The sequence below is a fragment of the Nonomuraea sp. NPDC049637 genome (assembly GCF_040675235.1).
Classification (GTDB): domain Bacteria; phylum Actinomycetota; class Actinomycetes; order Streptosporangiales; family Streptosporangiaceae; genus Nonomuraea.
This window is the reverse complement of the sequence record NZ_JBFAOM010000005.1, coordinates 308,626-327,896: the sequence shown is the minus strand read 5'-3', so window position 1 is coordinate 327,896 and position 19,271 is coordinate 308,626. Positions and strand designations below refer to the sequence as shown.

Annotated in this window: 17 protein-coding genes; 4 read left to right on the top strand and 13 right to left on the bottom strand. The window is 73.6% G+C overall.

Annotation, left to right across the window (positions count from 1 at the left end; genetic code table 11):
* Positions 1-97: 97 nt before the first annotated feature.
* From AB0J71_RS10130 to AB0J71_RS10100, 7 genes are all read right to left on the bottom strand, one after another.
* Positions 98-1,186, bottom strand: a complete 1,089-nt coding sequence (locus tag AB0J71_RS10130) for an LLM class flavin-dependent oxidoreductase (RefSeq protein WP_352322615.1) — start codon at positions 1,184-1,186, stop codon at positions 98-100.
* Positions 1,183-2,217: an LLM class flavin-dependent oxidoreductase gene (locus AB0J71_RS10125; RefSeq protein ID WP_364413656.1), complete on the bottom strand. Its 1,035-nt coding sequence runs from the start codon at positions 2,215-2,217 to the stop codon at positions 1,183-1,185. Before AB0J71_RS10125 ends, AB0J71_RS10130 begins: the two co-directional genes overlap by 4 nt.
* On the bottom strand, positions 2,214-3,383 hold the full coding sequence (locus tag AB0J71_RS10120) for an LLM class flavin-dependent oxidoreductase (protein WP_352322617.1): 1,170 nt from the start codon (positions 3,381-3,383) through the stop codon (positions 2,214-2,216). Before AB0J71_RS10120 ends, AB0J71_RS10125 begins: the two co-directional genes overlap by 4 nt.
* The gene (locus AB0J71_RS10115; RefSeq protein WP_364413654.1) at positions 3,380-4,702 is read right to left on the bottom strand and encodes an NtaA/DmoA family FMN-dependent monooxygenase; all 1,323 of its coding nucleotides are present in this window, start codon (positions 4,700-4,702) and stop codon (positions 3,380-3,382) included. The genes AB0J71_RS10120 and AB0J71_RS10115 overlap by 4 nt, the downstream gene beginning before the upstream one ends.
* Positions 4,699-5,610, bottom strand: a complete 912-nt coding sequence (locus AB0J71_RS10110; RefSeq protein ID WP_364413652.1) for a glutathione S-transferase C-terminal domain-containing protein — start codon at positions 5,608-5,610, stop codon at positions 4,699-4,701. The genes AB0J71_RS10115 and AB0J71_RS10110 overlap by 4 nt, the downstream gene beginning before the upstream one ends.
* Positions 5,607-6,125 (bottom strand): flavin reductase family protein, encoded by a 519-nt coding sequence (locus AB0J71_RS10105; protein ID WP_352322620.1) that lies wholly within the window; start codon positions 6,123-6,125, stop codon positions 5,607-5,609. Before AB0J71_RS10105 ends, AB0J71_RS10110 begins: the two co-directional genes overlap by 4 nt.
* A gap of 351 nt (positions 6,126-6,476) precedes the next feature.
* Positions 6,477-7,817, bottom strand: coding sequence for a lanthionine synthetase LanC family protein (locus tag AB0J71_RS10100; protein ID WP_352322621.1), 1,341 nt, complete (start codon positions 7,815-7,817; stop codon positions 6,477-6,479).
* A gap of 111 nt (positions 7,818-7,928) precedes the next feature.
* On the opposite strand from AB0J71_RS10100, the gene AB0J71_RS10095 reads away from it, so the two are divergent.
* On the top strand, positions 7,929-8,483 hold the full coding sequence (locus AB0J71_RS10095; protein ID WP_364413650.1) for a hypothetical protein: 555 nt from the start codon (positions 7,929-7,931) through the stop codon (positions 8,481-8,483).
* Here the strand turns inward: AB0J71_RS10095 and AB0J71_RS10090 are convergent.
* Complete coding sequence (locus AB0J71_RS10090; protein ID WP_352322623.1) at positions 8,469-9,071, bottom strand: TetR/AcrR family transcriptional regulator; 603 nt, start codon at positions 9,069-9,071, stop codon at positions 8,469-8,471. The genes AB0J71_RS10095 and AB0J71_RS10090 overlap by 15 nt on opposite strands.
* A gap of 67 nt (positions 9,072-9,138) precedes the next feature.
* Between AB0J71_RS10090 and AB0J71_RS10085 the strand changes: the two genes are divergently transcribed.
* Entirely contained in the window at positions 9,139-10,170 is a 1,032-nt protein-coding gene (locus AB0J71_RS10085) for a saccharopine dehydrogenase NADP-binding domain-containing protein (protein ID WP_352322624.1), read from the top strand.
* On the top strand, positions 10,167-11,015 hold the full coding sequence (locus AB0J71_RS10080) for an NAD(P)H-binding protein (protein ID WP_352322625.1): 849 nt from the start codon (positions 10,167-10,169) through the stop codon (positions 11,013-11,015). The genes AB0J71_RS10085 and AB0J71_RS10080 overlap by 4 nt, the downstream gene beginning before the upstream one ends.
* Positions 11,016-11,048: 33 nt before the next feature.
* Here AB0J71_RS10080 and AB0J71_RS10075 read toward each other — a convergent pair whose 3' ends face one another.
* Positions 11,049-11,537, bottom strand: coding sequence for a helix-turn-helix domain-containing protein (locus AB0J71_RS10075; RefSeq protein WP_352322626.1), 489 nt, complete (start codon positions 11,535-11,537; stop codon positions 11,049-11,051).
* Positions 11,538-11,636: 99 nt separating this feature from the next.
* On the opposite strand from AB0J71_RS10075, the gene AB0J71_RS10070 reads away from it, so the two are divergent.
* Positions 11,637-13,037 (top strand): MFS transporter, encoded by a 1,401-nt coding sequence (locus AB0J71_RS10070; RefSeq protein WP_364413648.1) that lies wholly within the window; start codon positions 11,637-11,639, stop codon positions 13,035-13,037.
* On the opposite strand, the gene sigJ is transcribed toward AB0J71_RS10070, so the two are convergent.
* The 4 genes from sigJ to AB0J71_RS10050 form a co-directional block, all read right to left on the bottom strand.
* Positions 13,034-13,927 (bottom strand): RNA polymerase sigma factor SigJ, encoded by an 894-nt coding sequence (gene sigJ, locus AB0J71_RS10065; RefSeq protein WP_364413646.1) that lies wholly within the window; start codon positions 13,925-13,927, stop codon positions 13,034-13,036. The two genes, AB0J71_RS10070 and sigJ, sit on opposite strands and share 4 nt — an antisense overlap.
* Before the next feature lie 57 nt (positions 13,928-13,984).
* A complete protein-coding gene (locus AB0J71_RS10060; protein ID WP_352349485.1) occupies positions 13,985-15,277 on the bottom strand; it encodes an ArsB/NhaD family transporter in 1,293 nt (430 codons plus the stop codon).
* Between the two features lie 172 nt (positions 15,278-15,449).
* Positions 15,450-16,280 carry a hypothetical protein gene (locus AB0J71_RS10055; RefSeq protein WP_352322631.1) on the bottom strand — a complete coding sequence of 277 codons (831 nt, stop codon included), beginning with the start codon at positions 16,278-16,280 and terminating at the stop codon, positions 15,450-15,452.
* A 235-nt stretch (positions 16,281-16,515) separates the two neighbouring features.
* Positions 16,516-19,254, bottom strand: a complete 2,739-nt coding sequence (locus AB0J71_RS10050) for an AAA family ATPase (protein WP_364413643.1) — start codon at positions 19,252-19,254, stop codon at positions 16,516-16,518.
* Positions 19,255-19,271: the final 17 nt, after the last annotated feature.

Below are 19,271 nucleotides of genomic sequence, written 5' to 3'. Positions count from 1 at the left end.
CGCGCGACCGAAGCCACCAGGGGTTTCGGTCCGAACGTGACGCGGGCACGCCGGGCTCCGGAGCTCACGGGCGCGTCCGCGTCACGGGCCTTCGGGCCTACGGGCGTTGCCAGGCTTCGGCGAGCAGTTCGTAGGAGCGCACGCGGTCGGCGGGGTCGTGGGTGATGGTGGTGACCAGCAGCTCGTCTGCCTCGGTGACCCGGCGCAGCACGCGCAGCCCCTCGGCCACGGCCCGCGGCGTGCCGACGAACCGGGTGTCGATCCGGTCCTTGACCAGCTCGCGGTCGGCCTCGGTCCAGACGTGCCGGGCCGCCTCCTGCGGCGTCGGGTACGGCATCGCGCCCGCCCCCGTCCTGATGCTGCGCACCCACAACCCGTACGGCGAGGCCAGCTCACGCGCCCTGGCCTCGTCCTCGGCCACCACCGCGTCGGCCGACACGATCACGTACGGCTCGGCCAGCTCGTCCGACGGCTTGAACGCCTCGCGGTACGCCTCCACGGCCTCCAGCACACTCGACGGGCTGACGTGGTAGTTGGCCGCGAACGGCAACCCGCGCTCCCCCGCCACCCGGGCGCTCTGCCCGCCGCTGCTGCCCAGGATCCACACCTGGACGTCGGCCCCCTCGCCGGGCGTCACGTGCGCCTCGTGGGTGCCGCCGAGCAGGGCCAGCACCTCGTCGACCTGGTCGGCGAAGTCGGGCGTCACCGCTCCGGGCTGCTGGAGCAGGCTCGCCTGGAAGGCCAGGCGAGGGATCCTGGCCAGCCGCGACCAGTCGAAGGGCGGCGGGATGAGCAGCCCGTCCACCACCCTGGCCTCCTTGCTCGCGGGACGTGCGGGAGCCGGCTCGGCCCCGCGCCGCCCCGAGCGGCCGATGCCCAGATCGAGCCGGCCCGGATGCAGCGCGTCGATGATCCCGAACTCCTCGACCACGGACACCGGCGTCCGGTGGCCGAGCTGCACGGCTCCCGAGCCCACCCTGATCGTCGAGGTGGCCGCCGCCACCAGCCCGATCAGCACGGCGGGGGCCGAGCCGGCCACGCCCGGGGCGAAGTGGTGCTCGGCCAGCCAGTAACGGGCGTAGCCGAGCTCCTCCGCGCGCCGGGCGAGCTCGATCGTGTCGCGTAACGCCTGGCCCGCGGTGCCGCCCGAGCTGATGGGGGCCAGATCGAGAATGGACAGAGTCATGACGCGCTCCCCGGGAACGGACGGCTGGGGATCTCCGCGCGCAGCGCCGGCGCGATCTCGGTCTGGAACAGCTCCAGCGTCTGCCGGTGCTGCCCCGGCGTCAGGCCGTCGGCGTCGGCGGGGATGTGCATGACCTCGTGCCCGAAGCGCTTGTGGTAGCGCAGCACCTTGTCGATGATCTGCTGCGGGCTGCCGACCAGGATCGAGCCGCGTTCGATGGCGTCCTCCAGGGTGGGGAAGACCGGCTCCACGCCGGCCCGCCGGAACGTCTCCAGGCGGGCCTGGTAGATCGGCCGGTACTCGGCCAGCGCCCGTTGCGAGGTGCGGGCCGCGTAGTAGCCCGCGCTGCCCGCCCCGACCAGGGCGTCGGCGGGGTCGTGGCCGTGATGGGCCCAGCGTTCGCGGTAGTGGTCGATCAGCTCGGCGTAGGGCTCGATGGGGTTGGTGACGTTGGCCGAGAACAGCGGGTCGCCGTGGCGGGCGGCCAGCTCGACCGACTCCTTGCTGGTCGCGCTGCCGTGCCAGACCCTGATCGGCTGTTGCAGCGGGCGCGGCCAGGTCTCGGCGCCGGTCAGCGCGGGGCGGAAGCGGCCCTGCCAGGTGACCCGGTCCTCCCGCCACAGGCGGCGGAACAGCTCGTACGCCTCGCGGTTCCGCTCCCACTGGTCCGCGGCGGTGACGTGGAAGAGCCTGGCCTGCGCCGCGCCGTTGCCCTTGCCGACGATCAGTTCGAGCCGGCCGCCGGACAGGTGGTCGAGCGTGGCGTAGTCCTCGTAGGCGCGGACCGGGTCGAGCAGGCTCAGCGTGGTGACCGCGGTGAACAGCCTGATCCTGGACGTCCTGGCGGCGATGTGGCTGAGCACGACCGGGGGCGAGGAGGAGATGAAGGGCCGCTCGTGCCGCTCGCCCACGCCGAAGCCGTCGAAGCCCAGCTCCTCGAAGAGCACGGCGGTCTCGACGACCTCGCGGAACCGTTCCGTGGGTGACCGGCCGTCGCTGTGGACGATCAATGTGATGCCCAGAAATTTCATGACACCTCCGCGTACCTGCTCGCCGGGCGCGGCAGGCCGAGCAGCCCGCGTAACGTCCGGGCCTCGTACCCGCTCCTGAAGGCCCCGCGCCCGCGCAGCTCGGCCGTCAGCTCCCGGCTGATCCGCTCCAGGTCGTACGGCACCGCCCCCGGCCGCAGCCGGAAGCCCTCGATCCCGGCCCGCCGCCACTCCAGCAGCAGGCCGGCCAGCTCCCCCGCGGTCCCGGCGAAGATGGCCGCGTCGGAGGTCAGTTCGGCCCCGTCCAGCTCGTCGAGCCGCGCCTTGCGCCGGGCCGCGTCCGGGCCCAGGAAGACCAGCAGGTCGGCGAAGATCCGCAGGTCGCCGGAGAGTCCCCGGACCTCCTCGACGATCTCCCGCGCGTGCTCGGCCGAGCGCGGCGTGACGAAGACGACGTCGGCCGCGCCCGCCGCGAACTCGTACGGCAGCCGCGCGTGGGCCAGCGCGGCCACCACCGGCTGCCCCTGCGGCGACCTGGGCGTGATGGACGGCCCCCGCACCGAGAAGAACCCGCCCTCGAAGTCGATGTGGTGGAGTTTGCCGCGGTCGACGAACCGGCCGGTGGCCACGTCCCTGATCTCGGCGTCGTCCTCCCAGCTGTCCCAGAGCCGCCGGGCCACCTCCACGGCGTCGGCGGCCTCGGCGAACAGGGCGCGGACGTGCGGGTCGGCCGACAGGTCCACCCCGCCGGGCCGGTTCAGCACCACGTCGAGCGGGGCGAACCGGCGGCGGCCGAAGTGGGCCGCCTCGCTCGCCCGCGCCGAGACCTGCGGCCGCCAGCCCGCCCGGCCGCCGCTGACGTGGTCGAGCGTGGCGATGCCGATGGCCACGTGGAACGGCTCGGTGTGGGTGGTGGTGGCCGTCGGGACCAGGCCGATCCGGGTGGTCAGCGGCGCCAGCCGGGCCGCGAGCAGCACCGCGTCGAACCGGCCGCGCACCTGGTCGGTGCGGTCGTCGGGGCCGTCGGGCCGGGTGGACTGCAGGCCCAGGGCGTCCTCGAAGGTGACGAAGTCGAGCAGCCCGCGCTCGGCCTCGGCGACCAGCCCCGCCCAGTGACCGGCCGAGAAGAGCCGCGCGGCGGGGGCCGCCCGCCAGGCGGCGGGGTGCCAGCCGGCGCCGTCCAGCGCCACGGCCAGGTGCAGCGTCATGACAGCTCCAGGTGCTCGCGCAGGGTGGTCCCGGTGTACTCGGCGCGGAAGACGCCGCGTTCGCGCAGCGCCGGCACCACCCGGTCGACGAACTCGTCCAGGCCGCCGGGGGTCAGGTGCGGGACGAGGATGAAGCCGTCGGCGGCGCCGGCCTGCACGTGCTCGTCCATCTGCCGGGCCACGCCCTCCGGGGTGCCGACGAACGTCTGCCGCCCGGTGACCTCGATCACCAGCTCGCGGATGCTCAGCCCCTTCTCCGCAGCCAGCGCCCGCCATTTGGCCGCCACCGCGGCGCGGTCCTTGATCGGCACCCGTCCCTGGGAGACGCCCTGGGTCAGATCCGGCTCGACGTCGGGGAACGGTCCATCGGGGTCGAAGGCTGACATGTCGCGCCCCCACACCTGCTCCAGGAACGCGATCGCGGTCTGCGGCCCGACCTGCTGCCGCCGGATCCTGGCCGCGTTCTCGGCGGCCTCCTCGTCGGTGTCGCCCAGCGCGAACGTCACGCCGGGCATGATCTTGAGCTGGTGCGGCTTCCGGCCGTACCGGGCCAGGCGGCCCTTGACGTCGGCGTAGACGCGCCTGCCGTCCTCCAGCCTGCCGTGCGGGGTGAAGACCACGTCGGCGTGGGCGGCGGCGAACTCGCGGCCGTCGTCCGAGTCGCCGGCCTGGATGATCACCGGGTGGCCCTGCGGGGAGCGCGGCAGCGTGAACCGGCCCTCGACGGTGAAGTGCCTGCCCCGGTGGCTGACCGTGCCGATCGCGCCCTCCCGCAGGAAGCGGCCGGCGTCCTGGTCGGCGAGCACGGCGTCCGGCTGCCAGGAGTCCCACAACTCGCGCGACAGCCGGACGAACTCCTCGGCCCGCCGGTACCGGTCGGCGGGGTCGAGGAAGCCGCCGCGGCGGAAGTTCTCGCCGGTGAAGGCGTCGGAGGTGGTCACCACGTTCCAGGCGGCCCGGCCCTCGCTCAGGTGGTCGAGCGTGGACAGCCGCCTGGCCAGCTCGTACGGCTCGTTGAAGGTGGCGTTGACCGTGCCCGCGAGCCCGAGCCGCGAGGTCACCGCGGCCAGGGCGCTGAGCACGGTCAGCGCCTCGGGCCTGCCGACCACGTCCAGGTCGTGGATGCGGCCCTTGAGCTCGCGCAGCCGCAGCCCCTCGGCCAGGAAGAAGAAGTCGAACGTGCCGCGCTCGGCCGTCCTGGCGAGGTGGACGAACGAGGCGAAGTCGATCTGACTGCCCGACTGGGGGTCGGCCCACACGGTGGTGTTGTTCACGCCGGGGAAGTGCGCGGCGAGGTGCACCTGCCTCTTGCGCGTCACCGGCCCCGCCCGTGCGGCGTGTCCCAGGCGGCGGGCAGGCCCTCGATGGTCTCGCCGAACGCCGGGCGCTGGTAGAGGTCGCGGGCGTAGCCCCAGAGGTGTTCGAAGTCGGGCAGCTCGCGCTCGCTGATGAGGTGCTCGCGGTTGTGCAGCGCGTCGAACCTGGCCAGCGTCACCCACAGCCGCACGTCCGACTCGGTGATCGTGTCGCCGGTCAGGAAGCGCTGCTCGGCCAGGCGTTCGTCCAGGCGTTCCAGGGCCGCGACGACGCGGTGGCGCTCCTCCTCGCGGGCGGCCTCGGTGCCGGCGGGGGCCACCCGGGTGACGCCGGTGTTGACGTCGTGGTAGATCCACGCGTTCAGCTTGTCGATCTCGGCGCGCAGGTGCTCGGGGTAGAGGTCGACCGAGGTGTCGGCCCACTTCTCGAACTGGGTGGCCAGGTCGATCGTGATGTCGGGGAAGTTGTTGCTGACGATCCTGCGCCGCGCCCTGTCCCAGAGCACGGGCACCGAGATGTGGCCCGGGTAGCCCTTCTCGGTGGCGTCGTAGGCCTGCTCCAGGAAGGCGAACCCGTTGACCGGGTCCGGGCCCCTGCGCTCCCTGAAGGCCCAGCCCCGGCCGTCGCGCTCGTCGTCCACGTACGACAGCGAGACGACGTCCTCCAGGCGCTTGAGCTTGCGGACGATCGCGACGCGCTGGGCGTAGGGGCAGGTCCAGGCGGCATAGACGTGGTAGCGGCCGGGCTCGGCGCGGTAGCCGCTGGTGCCGTCGGCGGTGACGCGGTCCTGGAAGGGGTAGACCGGGCGGTCCCAGCCGGCCGACAGGTGCAGGCGGCCGGGGCCGTAACGGCCGTAGGCGACGCGGTCGAGCGGGCCGGCGTAGACCGGCGTGCCGGTGGTGGCGGTCACAGGTTCTCCTGGTGAGGTAGGAAGCGGCCGAACCGGCCCTGGTGGTAGAGCAGCGGGCGGCCGGCGCTGTGCGTGGCCGCCTCGGCCACCAGGCCGACGACCAGCACGTGGTCGCCGACCTCGACGGTCTCGTACGGCAGGCAGATCAGGTGGGCGGAGACGTCCTGGAGCAGCGGCGCGCCCAGCGGCCCCGCCCGCCACCGCGTGGGCGCGGCGAACCTGTCCACCCCCTTGCGCGCGAACCGCGCCGCCAGCTCGGCCTGGTCGCTGGCCAGGATGTTGACCGCGAAGTGGTCGGCCCCCTGCAGCCACGGCCAGGTGGTGGAGGACTGGTCCACGTAGAACGAGACGAGCGGCGGGTCGAGGCTGACCGAGGAGAACGAGGTGGCGGTGAGCCCCACGGGGATGCCGTCGCTCTGCGCGGTGATCACCACCACTCCGCTGGCGTGCACGGCGAGCGCCTGACGGAACACGTCGGCGCCGACGGCCTGCTGGTCGGGCAGGGTGTCGGTCATGCGCCGGCCTCCGCTCGTGCGTACCGGCGGAGGGGTCTGATTGCGATCACGGAAAGGCTCCTCACGGGAGAGAGGGCGTGCTCACGCCGCTCCCGGCGGCCGGGCCGGGAGCGCCGGGAAGGGGGCACGCAAGGGGTTCGTCAGCGGAGGCGTGGACGGCGTCGGCCACGCTGGAGCGCTCAAGGGAAGGCGGGCGGCTGCTGGTCCGTGATCAACGACACTGGGCGCTGGCGACGTGGCCGAAGTCCACGTGCGGGCGCCTGGTCAGGAGAGTGCCCTGGCTCATGCCAACGACGCTAGGCCGCCGCGAGCCTCAAGTCAATATTCCCTACTGGTTTTAAAGGGAATACCTTATTGGGATGAATCGCGAAGTTTGGCGGGCGGCACCGGGATCGCCGGGAAAGGGTTGTCCGGCAGCAGGATGACCCGGCGCGCCTGCCGGGGCTGCATGGCGGCGTCGAGGTGGAGCAGGGCGGCCCCGATGCCGGCCGCGCCGACCATGTACCCGGTGTCCGCGCTCACCTCGCCCGGCCGCAGCCGCCGGTACGCCTGGTACCAGCGGAACCCCTGGCCGTCGTGGTTGTCGCCGCGCCCGATGAGGTGCCCGGCGAGCACCTGGGCCTGCGCGAGGCGGGTTTCGTCGCCGGTGGCCGCCCACAGGCCGACGAACAGTTCGAGCAGCCCGGCCGCGCCGCAACACTGGCAGGCCACGTTCCAGAAGCCGTCGGTCTGCCGGAGGGGGGCGCCGCTCTCGACGACGCCGTGCGCGAGCCGTTCGACCCAGTCGAGGTGGCCGGGGTCGCCGGTGACCCGGTGCAGCTCGTAGAACATCCGGGCCACGCCCGCCGAGCCCGAGCAGAAGCCCAGGTAGTGCAGCTCGCGCCCCTGCGGCACGTGGTGCGGGACGACGGCGCACCGGCCCGCCACCGCGCTCACCTCGCGCACGAAGCCCGCGCCACGGGCGGCCGCCTCCAGGAAACGCCGCTCGCCCGTGACGCCGTAGAGCCTGGCCAGCAGGAAGGCGGTGCCCGCCGTGCCGGACAGGAAGCCCGGGGTGACGGCGTCGAGGGGCAGGTCGGCGCAGTCGCCGAAACGATGGCCGGGCACGGCGAGCCCGGCGATGCGCTCGCCCGCCGCCACTGCCGTCTCCTCGTAGCCGCGCACGCCGAGCGCGGCGGCGGCCTGGAGCAGCCCCAGGACGATGCCGCCGTCGCCGCGCTGGGCGGGCTCGCGCGTCCAGCCGGGGCCGCCGTCCAGCGGGCGCGCGGCGCGCACGATCGCGTCGGCCACCGCGACGGCCTCCTCCTCGAAGACGCCGTCGCCGAAGGCCCAGCCGGCCTCGATCAGCGCGACGAGCGTGCCGGTCAGGCCGTGGTAGAGGGTCAGGTCGGGGCGTTCGCGCCAGGTGGCGGCCAGGTAGCGGGCGCCTCTGCGGGCATCGTCCAGGTACGCCTCGTGGCCGGTCGCGGCGGCCAGTTCCAGGAAGAACAGCACGATGCCGGCCGCGCCCGCGTACAGGGAAGCGGAGTCGCCGGCGGCGGCCGACCTGCCACGGGGGTCGGGGTTGGCACGCCAGTGACGGCCTCTGCCGTCGTCGACTGCGGCGGTGCGGATCCAGCGGCCCGCCATGATCGCGGCGGTCAGCGGAGTCTCGGCGCGCTCACTCGGCGAGCGGGTCCGGTCCAAGCCCATACTCCATTCTCCCACACTTCCGGTAGGAAAATCGGCCTTTCCCTCAAGGGTTCGCCTCCATCATCGCGGGTAACGGAACGGTGACGTCGAGTATCGAACGGGGAGGGCGTCGTGAAGCGTCCCATCATCTGCGCCGCGATCCTGGCCCTGGGCGTCACGGGCTGCACGAACACCGGCTACGACACGGGGCAGCACCTGCCGCAGAACGAGGGCGCGAACGCCGACGCCAAGGGCGTCATGCACGTGCGCAACGCCCACCTGCGGGCCGCCGCCGGCCAGGCGGCCACCCCGGCCTCGCCCGCCGCCGAGCAGAACCTCTACGCCGTGCTGATCAACGACGGCCACAAGCCCGACCAGCTCCAGCGGATCACCGTCGACGGCGGCGGCTCGGTGCAGCTCTCCGGCGCCGCCGCCGACATCCGGCCCGGCCAGCCCGTGGGCGCGGGCGACCAGCCGCTCGGCACGGTCACCGGCGTACGCGGCACCACCGTGCCGATGACCTTCACCTTCCGCGACGCCGGGGCCGTGCGGGTGCTCGTGCCCGTGAAGCAGAACGCGACCCAGTCCCCCGCCCATTCGATCGGCCCCGCGGCCACTCCGGCGGCGCCGGGCCACGCGCCGCCGCACGCCCCCCGTCACCGGACCGGCCACTCAACCGGCCACTGAGGGCCGCAGGGCCGACAGCAGCCGGTCCAGCTCGGCGGCGATCAGCGGCAGGTCGGCGTCCGGGTCGGCGGAGCGGGCCAGCAGCATGCCGCCCTCGCAGACCGCGCCGAACACGAGCTGCGCGCGGGCGGGCACGTTCCCGCCCTCGATCCGCCCGCCGTCGGCGGCCCGGCGCAGGCCGCCGACCAGCACGCGCAGCAGGTGGTCGTACTCGATCGCGCGGGCGGTCTCCCAGCCCAGCACCGAGGGCGCGTCGAGCAGCACGATCTGCCGGAAGCCCGGGTCGAGGCAGTGCTCCAGGAAGGTGCGCAGGCCCCGGCGCAGCGCCGCCAGCGGGTCGTCCTCCTGGGCTCCGGCGTGCTCCAGGGCCGCCGCGACCTCGGCCAGCTCGCCGGTGAACGCCGCCCGGAACAGCGCCGGCTTGCCGCCGAAGTGGTGGTACGCGGCCCCCTTGGTCACCCCCGCGCGGGCGGCGACGGCGTCGATCGAGGTGTCGGCGTAGCCGTTCTCGCCGAACAGCCGGCGCGCGGCGCCCACCAGGCGCGCCGTCGTCTCGTCCGTGCGTTCTGCCTGGGTGCGGCGGCTCATTGACTTCCATACTCCTAGTACGTATGTTCGAATCGCGTACCAGAAGTATGGAACACGGAGGCCCATCATGTCCGCAGAACCCATCGCCGTCTACGGAGCAAGTGGTCATACCGGACGCCTGGTGGCGGCGGAATTACGCGCCCGCGGCCTGGAGGTGATCCTGGCCGGCCGCGACGCCGCCCGGCTCAAGGCCGTCTCCGACGAGCTCGGCGGAGCCCGCGTGCACGAGGCCCCGCTCGACGACACCGACGCCCTGCGGGCCCTCACCGCCGAGGCCGGCGTGCTGGTCCACTGCGCCGGGCCCTTCACCGACACCGGCCGGCCCGTGGCCCGCGCCGCGGCGGCGTCCGGCTGCCACTACGTCGACCACGCCCTTGAGCAGCACCACACCAAATGGATGTTCGACACCATGGCCGAGCCCGCCGCGGCCGCGGGCATCACGATGATCACGGCCATGAGCTTCTACGGCGGCATGGGCGACCTGCTGGCCGCGGCCGTGTCCGCCGGGCTGACCGGCATCGACCGGGTGACCAGCGCGTACGCCGTGTCCGGCTGGCGGCTGACGACCGGCGCGCGCAAGACCGCCGAGCTGCTGTTCGCCGACACCCGCCGCATCACCTTCAGCGACGGCGCCCAGCACATCGGGTACGTCGAGCCGCGCAACGCCGTCTTCCCGTTCCCGCCGCCGCTCGGCCCGCGCACGATGATCGCGCCGATCCCGTCGTCGGAGGTCGTCACCGTGCCCAGGCACGTGCCGGCCCGCTGGGTCGAGGCGCAGCTCACCGCGCACACTTTCGAGGAGGAGGGCGCGTTCACCGGCGAGGCCGCCGACCCGGAGACCAGGGCGGCCTCGGAGTTCACCGTGGCCGTCCAGGTCGTCACCGAGGACGGCGGCGCGGCCGGCCGGATCACCGGCCGCGACCTGTGGCGGCTCAGCGCGCTGGCCTCGGTCGAGGCCGCCGTGCGGCTGGCCGCCGGGCACGGGCCGGGGGCCGGCGTCTTCGCCCCGGCCGAGGCGTTCCCCGCCGAGCCGTTCCTGCGCGACCTCGAAGCGCTCGGACTGCTCCGGCTCACCCTGCCGGGAAGGAGCGGGCGATGATCCTGGTCACGGGCGCGGCCGGCGGCCCCCAGGGCGGCACCGGCAGACAGGTCGCCGAGCAGCTTCTCCAGCGCGACCAGGCCGTGCGCGCCTTCGTGCACTCCGACGACGAGCGCGCCGGCGAGCTGCGCAAGCTCGGCGCGGACGTCGTCGTCGGCGACCTGCGCGAGATCAGGGACGTGCGGCCCGCGATGCGCGGGGTGCGGCGGGCGTACTTCACATATCCGGTGACGGCCGGGCTGCTCGACGCGACCAGCGCGTTCGCGGCGGCGGCCAGGGAGGAGGGGGTCGAGCGGGTGGTCGAGGTCTCCCAGCTCGACGCCCAGCCCGAGGCCGGCACGCCGCGCATGCGCCGCCACTGGCTGTCGGAGCAGGTCTTCGACTGGGCGGGGGTGGGCGCGGTGCACCTGCGCGCGGCGGTCTTCTTCGAGAACCTGGCCGTCGTGGCGGACGCGTACGGCGAGCTGGCCCTCCCGCTGGGCCCGCCGGACACGCTGATCCCGCTCGTCGCCGCCGCCGACGTGGCGCGGGTGGGCGCGGGCCTGCTGCTGGACCCGGCGCCGGCCGACCCGGTGTGCCTGGTGACGGGCCAGCTGGCGACGGCCGCCGAGGCCGCCGACGCCCTCGGCGTGCGCTACGCGGACCTGCCGCCCGAGGAGTGGGAGCGGCGGGCGCACGACCTGTACCGCGACCCGTACGCCGTCGAGCACCTGACGCACCTGTGGGCGATCTTCCGCTTCATCGGCTCCGGCGACCACCCGCTCTACCGGGTCACCGAGAGCATCGAGCGCGTCGGCGGGCGTCGTCCGGTGACCATCGGCGAGTTCGCCGCCGCCCGGCGCTGATCCCGTACCGGCCGGCCGCCTCCACCGGGCCGGTCAGCGCAGGCCCGCGAGCACGCCGCGGGCGACGGCCTCCCGCCCGGCCTCCTCCTCGGCCGCCGCCGCCTGCTCGGCCGCCACCCGTACGTCGTAGGCGGCGCGGGCCGTGGCGATCTCGCCCTGGTGCTCCTCGGTCCAGGTGACCAGGGCGCGGATGGTGGCGTGCAACGTGCCGCCGAGGGGCGTCAGCGCGTAGTCCACGCGGGGCGGCACGGTCGGATGGACGGTACGGCTCACCAGGCCGTCGCGCTCCAGGTGACGCAGGGTCCTGGTCAGCATGCGCTGGCTCACGCCGTCGATCATGCGGCGCAGCTCGGTGAAGCGCAGGCTGCGCCGGTCGAGCAGCGCGATCACCTGCAGCGACCACTTGTCGGCGATCCGGTCGAGGATCTGCCTGACCTCGCAGTCCTCCCGCTGGTCCCATTGCAGCACGTCGTAGTCGGTATCCCCGCAGTGACCGAGGGACATCGAAGTTCCGTCTTCCATGGCTCCTAATGGTGACCAAAAATGCTGCTGGTTACAAGAAGGAACCGACCATTGTGGAAGGAATGCACCATGTCTCCCTCATCTCCCACGAATGATCGCATGGGGGCGCGCGCGTGGAGCGCGCTGTTCGTCCTGGCGGGGGCCGTCTTCCTGGAAGGCATCGACGTGGCCATGCTCAACGTGGCGCTGCCGTCGATCCGCTCCGACCTCGGCCTGTCCACCGGCACGCTCAGCGGCGTGGTCAGCGCGTACGTGCTGGGTTACGGCGGGTTCATGCTGCTGGGCGGCCGGGCCGCCGACCTGCTCGGCCACCGCCGCATGTTCCTGACCTGGCTGACGGTGTTCCTGCTCTTCTCCGGCCTGGGCGGCCTGGCGACCGAAGGGTGGATGTTGCTGGTCGCCCGGTTCGTCACGGGGGTCGCCGCCGCGTTCATGGCGCCCGCCGGGCTGGCGCTGGTCACCGGCACCTTCCCCGAGGGCCCACAGCGCACCAAGGCGCTCGGCGTGTACGCCGGGACCGCGGCGGGCGGCTTCTCGCTCGGCCTGGTCGCCGGCGGCCTGCTGGCCTCGATCGGCTGGCGCTGGGTGTTCTTCGCCCCCGTGGTGTTGTCGGCGGTGATCCTGCTGGCCGCCGTCCCGCTGGTCAAGGACTCCGGCGAACGGGCGCGGGGCTCGTTCGACCTGGCCGGGGCGCTGACCATCACCGGCTCGATGTTGCTGCTCGTGTACGGCGTGGTCCGCCTGGAGGCGCCCGCGGACGGCTCCGGCGCCACCGTCGCGACGTTCGCCGCCGGGCTGCTGCTGCTCGCCCTGTTCGTGCTGATCGAACGCCGCTCGGCCAACCCGCTGGTCCGGCTGGACATCCTGCGCTCGGGCTCGCTCGTCCGGGCCAACCTGGGCGCGCTGCTGTTCCTGGCCTCGTTCGCCGGGTTCCAGTTCCTGGCCACGCTCTACCTGCAGGAGGTGCGCGGCTGGAGCACCCTGCAGACCGGCCTGGCCATGCTGGTGATCGGCATCGACACGGTCCTGGCCCCCACGCTCACGCCGCGCCTGGTCAACAGGTTCGGCAACGCCCGCGTGCTGTTCGCCGGGATCGTGCTGTCGGCGCTGGCGTACGCGCTGTTCCTGCCGGTCGGCCCGGACTGGACGTACGCCGCCATGCTGCCCACCATGCTCCTGCTCGGCCTGGCCTTCTCGCTGACCTACGGCCCGCTGACCATGGCCGCGACCGAGGGCGTGGCGGAGGACCGGCAGGGCCTGGCCGGCGGCCTGCTCTACACGGCGATGCAGTTCGGCACCGCGCTCGGCCTGTCGGCGGTCACCGCCGTGAACGTGGCCGCGCTCGGCGGGGGCGCCGCGCCGACCCTGGACTCGCTGCGGATCGCCCTGGCCGTCCCGGTGGCCGCCGCGGTGGCGGCGGTGCTGGTGACCGCGTTCGGCCTGCGGGCCCGCGCCGCCGCCGCGCCCGTCGAGAGCCCGGTGCCCGAGGCCGTCGGCTAGGACGGGCTCGCTCCCGGCTCCTTCCGCACCCGGGAGAGCTTGTCGGGGTTCGCGACCGTGTAGATGTCGCGCACCTGCGACCCGTCGGAGGTCAGATCGACGACCATGACGGCGAACGGCGCGTTCTCCACGAACACCACCGCCGAGGGGTCCCCGTTGGTCTCCCGGTACTGGATGTCCAGCCCTTCCATCGGCTGGGCGGTGCGCGCGACGAGCAGCCGGGCCACCTTGTCGCGGCCCCGGACCGGACGCGGCCCGCCCACCGCGGACTTGCCGCCGCCGTCGGCCCACAGGGTCACCTCCGGCGCCAGCAGCTCCATCAGCGCGTCGAGGTCGCCGCCGAACGCCGCCGCCACGAACCGCTCGGTCACCTCCTGCTGGACGTGCGCGTCCACCCGGTAACGCGGGCGCCGGGCCTGGACGTGCTCCCGGGCCCGGTGCGCGAGCTGGCGTACGGCGGCGGCGCTGCGGCCGAGCATGCCGGCGATCTCGGTGTGCTGGAAGGCGAACACCTCGTGCAGGACGAACACGGCCCGCTCCAGCGGGGTCAGCGTCTCCAGCACCACCAGCAGGGCCAGCGACACCGACTCGCCCCGCACCACGTCCTCCGCCCCGTCGGCCGGCCCGTCAGCCGCGGTGACCAGCGGTTCGGGCAGCCACGGCCCGACGTAGGTCTCGCGGCGGCGGCGCAGCGCCGACTGGTGGGCGAGCGCCTGGTTGACGGCGATGCGCACCAGGTAGGCGCGCGGGTTGCCGATCTCGTCCGGGTTCCGCGACGACCAGGCCAGCCAGGTGTCCTGGAGCACGTCCTCGGTGTCGGAGACGCTGCCGAGCATGTTGTAGACGATGGAGAACAGCAGCTCCCTGTGGCCGCCGAAAACGTCCGTCATTCCAGGCATCATGTCCTTTGAGAGCCTTCGTGGCCCCCGGGTGTGACATGAGCTGCGTCACACCAGGTAACGCAGCCACAGGTACGGCGTCGCCAGCGCGACCGTCGTCGCGGTGACGATCAGACCGTACTTCGTGAACTGCCAGAAGCTGATCGGGGTGCCGTTGCGGGCGGCGATGCCGAGGATGACCACGTTCGCCGCCGCGCCCACGGCGGTGGCGTTGCCGCCCAGGTCGGCGCCGAGCGCCAGGGCCCACCACAACACCTGCGCCGGGCCCTCGCCGCCGTTGGCCTGGACGAGGTCGGCGACGATCGGGCTCATGGTGGCCACGTACGGGATGTTGTCGACGATGGCGGAAAGGCCCGCCGACGCCCACAGCAGGACCATCGTGGTCAGCCCGAGCCGGCCGTGCGTGGCCTGCGCGGCGGCCTGGGAGACCTGGGCGATGACCCCGGTCTCCACCAGCGCCCCGACCATGACGAACAGCCCCGCGAAGAACACCAGTGTGGGCCACTCGACCTCGGCGATCGCCTCCTCGGTGGTCACCTTGGTGAGCGCCACCAGCACGCCCGCGCCGAGCAGCGCCACCACCGACGGCTCGTAGTGCAGCACGGGATGCAGCACGAACGCCGCCATCACCACCGCGAGCACGGTCAGCGACTGCCACAGCAGCCTGCGGTCGGCGATGGCCTCGCGCTCGTCGAGCGTCATGATCTCGGCCGCCAGCTCGGGGTCGTAGCGGAACGACCGGCGGAACATCACCCGGCACAGCCCGATGAAGACCACGAGCAGCACCACGATCAGCGGCGCGAGGTGCGCGAGGAAGTCGTTGAAGGTCAGCCCGCCGCGGCTGGCGATGATGATGTTGGGCGGATCGCCGACCAGGGTGGCGGTGCCGCCGATGTTGGAGGCCATCGCCTCGGCGATGAGGAACGGCGCCACCGGCAGCGCCAGCCGCTCGCAGACCAGGAACGTCACCGGCGCGATCAGCAGCACGGTGGTCACGTTGTCCAGCAGCGCCGACGCGCCCGCGGTGATCAGGATCAGCAGCACCATGAGCCGGAACGGGCGCCCCCTGGCCCGTTTGGCGGCCCAGATGGCCAGGAACTCGAAGACGCCTGTCTGTTTCAGCACGCCGACGATGACCATCATGCCGAGCAGCAGGAAGATGACGTTCCAGTCGATGCCGGTGTGCTCGTCGAAGAAGGCCGCGCCGCCGTCGGTGGCGTGCAGCACCAGCATGATCCCTGCGCCGCCGAGCGCAGCGGCGACCCGGTGCACCTTCTCGGTGGCGATCAGCGTGTACGAGACGAGGAAGACGGCGACCGCCAGCCACGCGGTGACGGTCACGGCGGACCACCCGGGAAAGCCTTCAAGGAGAACTCCGAGATCGACGACAGAATCGCCGACCAGACTTCCCGGCACACCTCAGGACAACCTACCAACAGGCGCGGCCGGACGGGACCGGCGGACTGGCCGCCCGTACGGGGCCAGGCGCCGGTCGCGCCCGGTGGGTGGCTGGTCAGCCGACGGTGAACTGCCCCTTGAAGTCCGCGTGCAGCACGCTGCCGGACGAGCCCGACACGCACGTGCCCGAACCGCCGAGCAGGTAGGTGTCGAACCGGCCGGTGAACGCCTTGCCCCTGAACGGCCCGGACTGGATCGTCCCCGACACCTTGGCCGTGTCGCGCACGATCTCGACGATGCGCGCGCCGGCCTTGCTGGTCTGCCTGGTGCCGTTGACGGTCCAGTCGATGGTGACCGTGCCGGTGCCCGCGGGCGCGGCGCTCCCGGCGGCGGCGGCGCGGTCGCGGATGACGCCGTCGGACTGCCCCCAGCGCTCCCGGTCGTAGACCACGCGGTCGGCCAGGTTGCGGCCGTCGCGGTCGTGGATGACGCGGTCGGCCAGGTTGCGCTCGTCCTGGTCGTGGACGATGCGATCGGCCAGGCTGCGGCCCTCGCGGTTGTAGACGATGCGGTTGGGCAGGCTGCGGCCGTCGGCGTCGCGGTCGGTGAACACCCGGTCGAAGGCGTCGCCGTCGCCGGACAGGCGCCCCCTGGTGCTGGTCGTGGTACGTCCGCCGCAGGTCGGGGTCACGCCGTTGAAGCTGGCTCTGAGCCGGGCCGCCGTGACGCCCGTGCCGCCGTGGTCGACGCAGTTCCACGGCTCCCGGCGGCTGACGGAACGTTCCAGGCGCAGCAGCCGCTGCGCCCCGGGCAGGTACTGTGCCTGACCGGACACGGTGCAGGAGATCACGGCCGCGGCGTGCGCGGCCCCCGGGACGACGGCCGGAGCCAGGACGGTCAGCCCGGCCGCGGCCAGGGCGGGCAGTGACGTGGCGAGAGTAGGCATGAGACTGCTCCTTTTCGAGGCAGGACGGGTCGGCGCAGCGGGCCGACCTGTCACGACAGGACGGGTCGACGCGAGCCGCCGGCCGGGCCCGCCATCGCTCTCCGGTGTGAGAGGTCCCGATCTCGGACGCTACGAGGCGAACCGCAAACATCGCCCCAAATGGCCGCCCGTGGCGTCCCAGATGTACGGACTCACCCCTGCCTGTCCGCCTCGGCCCCTCCGGCAGCGCAGGCGATCACAGGAGGTCGTGCGCGCGGGCGGCGGCGGCCGCCTGGGTACGGGTGGAGACCTCCAGCTTGGCCAGGATGTTGGAGACGTGCACGCTCACCGTCTTCTGCGCGATGAACAGCCGCCCGGCGATCTCCTTGTTGGTCAGCCCCTCGGCGACCAGCCGCAACACCTCGACCTCGCGCGCGGTGAGCCCGCCCTCGGCCTGCCCGCCGCCGAACCGGGCCCGCCTGCCGAACTCCAGCAGCGCGGCCTCCAGCGGCGCGGCCCGCAGCCGGCCGGCCGCCTCCTTGGCCAGGGACCACTCCTGCTGCGCCGCCTCCCGCTCGCCCGCCGCGAGCAGCGCCTCGGCCAGCCGCCAGCGCGCCCTGGCCACCTCGTAGACGAAGCCGAAGTCGAAGGCCGCGACCACCTTGCGCCACAGCGCGACGTCGAGCCGCCCGTGGAGGCGGTGCCAGTCGGCCTCCACGCGCAGCGCCCACGCCTGCCCCTCGGGGCCGAGGTGGCCGCCGTCGCCGGTCGGCCCTCTCGTCGCGGCGAACCGGGCGCGGGCCAGCAGGTCGTCGGCCCCCTCCGTGGTGCCCAGCTCGGCCATCGCCCACAGGCTGACGGCGGCCAGCCGCAGCGTGCCGGACTCGCCCTCGTCGAGCGTGGCCATGGCCGCGTGGGCGTGGTCGAGCGCGGCGGCCGGGTCGCCGTTCCACAGGGCGTGCTCGGCGGCCATGCCCCGCGACATGTACGTGGCCAGCGGGTCGTGCCAGAACGGGCGCAGCCACCCCAGCCGCGCCTCGACCGCGGGCAGCCCCCGCCCCACCTCGATGAACAGGGCGAAGGACGACAGGATGGCCTCCGACAACGTGCCCACCCGCGCGCCGAACCCGGCGGCCACCGCCTCCGCGGCGTCCCACTCGCCGGCGACGTAGTGGATGAGCAGGCGCAGGAAGCGCAGGTCGGTGCCGTAGGTGCTCCAGTTGAGGCCGGTGTGGACGGCCAGCTTGATGCCGTCGTCGGCGACCTCGGCGGCCTGGGCCAGCAGGCCCTGCTCGTAGAGGATGCGGGCGTGGTGGAAGCGGGCCCGCAGGTCCATCGCCAGGTCGCCGGTCTCCCGGGCGGAGGCGCTCTCGACCAGCGAGTGGGCGCGGGCGACGTCGCCCCGCAGCTCGACGTAGCTGGCCAGCGTGAGCAGCGCGCCCACCTCGGCGTCGGCGGCGCCGCAGGCGCGGGCCGTCTCCAGGGCGCGCGCGGTCAGCGGCTCGACCTCGTGGTGGCGCGGCGTCCACAGCAGCGTGCGGGCCTGCGTGGCGAGGGCACGGGCGAGGCTCGGCTCGTCTTCGGCGCTCTCCACCGCGCGCTCGGCCGCCGCGATCGCGCCGGGCGGGTCGTTGGTCTCGTAAAGGTAGTACGCCAGCCGCTCCTCGACCTCGGAGGTCGAGGGCAGCGCGCGCAGCCGGTGGATCGCCCGGTGGTTGTCGCCGCTGTCGGCCGCCGCGACGGCGCTGCGGAAGGCCAGCGCGACCCGGCTCTCGCCGGCCAGCCCGGCGGCGCCCTCGACGCGGTCCCACAGGCCGAGCGCCTGGTCGTAGTGGTTGTGCGCCTCGGCGGGCGCGCCCAGCTGCTCGGCCTCGCGGCCCGCCTGCGCCGAGGCGGCGAGCGCCCCGGCCAGGTCGTGGCTGGCGAGGTGGTGGTGGGCCAGCTCGGCGGGCGAGGTGAGCAGCCGGGCGAAGTCGGCGTGGAGCCGCGTGCGCTCGCCGGGCAGCAGGTCGGTGTAGACGGCCTCCTGCAGCAGGGCGTGGCGGAAGGCGTAGCCATGGCCGTGCACCTTGAGCAGGCCGCGCGAGACGATCTCCCTGACCGCCTCCTCGAACTCGGCCAGCGGCAGCCCCGCCACCTCGCGCAGCAGGTCGTCCTCCACCCGGCGGCCGGCCACCGCGGCGGCGCGCAGCACCCGCTGCCCGGCCTCGGACAGCACCTCGACCCGCGACAGCAGCAGGCTGGCCAGCCCGTCGGGCAGGCTGTCGCCCTCGGACATGGCGGCGAACAGCTCTTCGGCGTAGAACGGGTTGCCCTCGGCGCGCGAGACGATGAGCCCGAGTTCCTGCGCGCCGACCTGCCCCAGAGTGGTGACATAGTCCGACATTTCGCCGGATTCCAGCGGGCCGAGCTCCACGTTCGTCACCGACGGCAGCCGCTTCAGCTCGGCCAGCACCGCGCGCAGCGGATGGCGGCGGTGGAGGTCGTCGGTGCGGTAGGTGCCGGCCACGCAGACGCGCTCGCTCTGGAGCATGCGGCTGAGGAAGACCAGCAGGTCGCGGGTGGAACGGTCGGCCCAGTGGAGGTCTTCGATCACGAACAGCACCGGCTGGACGTCGGCCAGCAGCCCGAGCAGCGACCCGAACAGCCGCTGCTGGGTGAGCCCGGCCGACGGCGCCCCGCTCTCCCGGCCCGGCAGGAGCTGGCCCAGCATGGGATGGGCGGCGACGGCCTCGCGCACGCCGGGCTCGGCCCCGCGCAGCGCGTCGGCCAGCGGCAGGTAGGGCAGCGCGTCGCCCAGTTCGGCGCACTGGCCGACCATGACGTGGAAGCCGCGCTCGCGGGCCTCGGCGACCAGCTCACCGGCCAGGCGGGTCTTGCCGATCCCGGCGTCGCCGCCGACGAGCGCGACCCCGGCCGTGCCCTCGGCCGCGGACTCCAGCACACGCACGAGCTTGGACAGCTCGGCCGAGCGCCCGACGAGAAGACCGTTCACGCCAGCAAGTGTGCCAC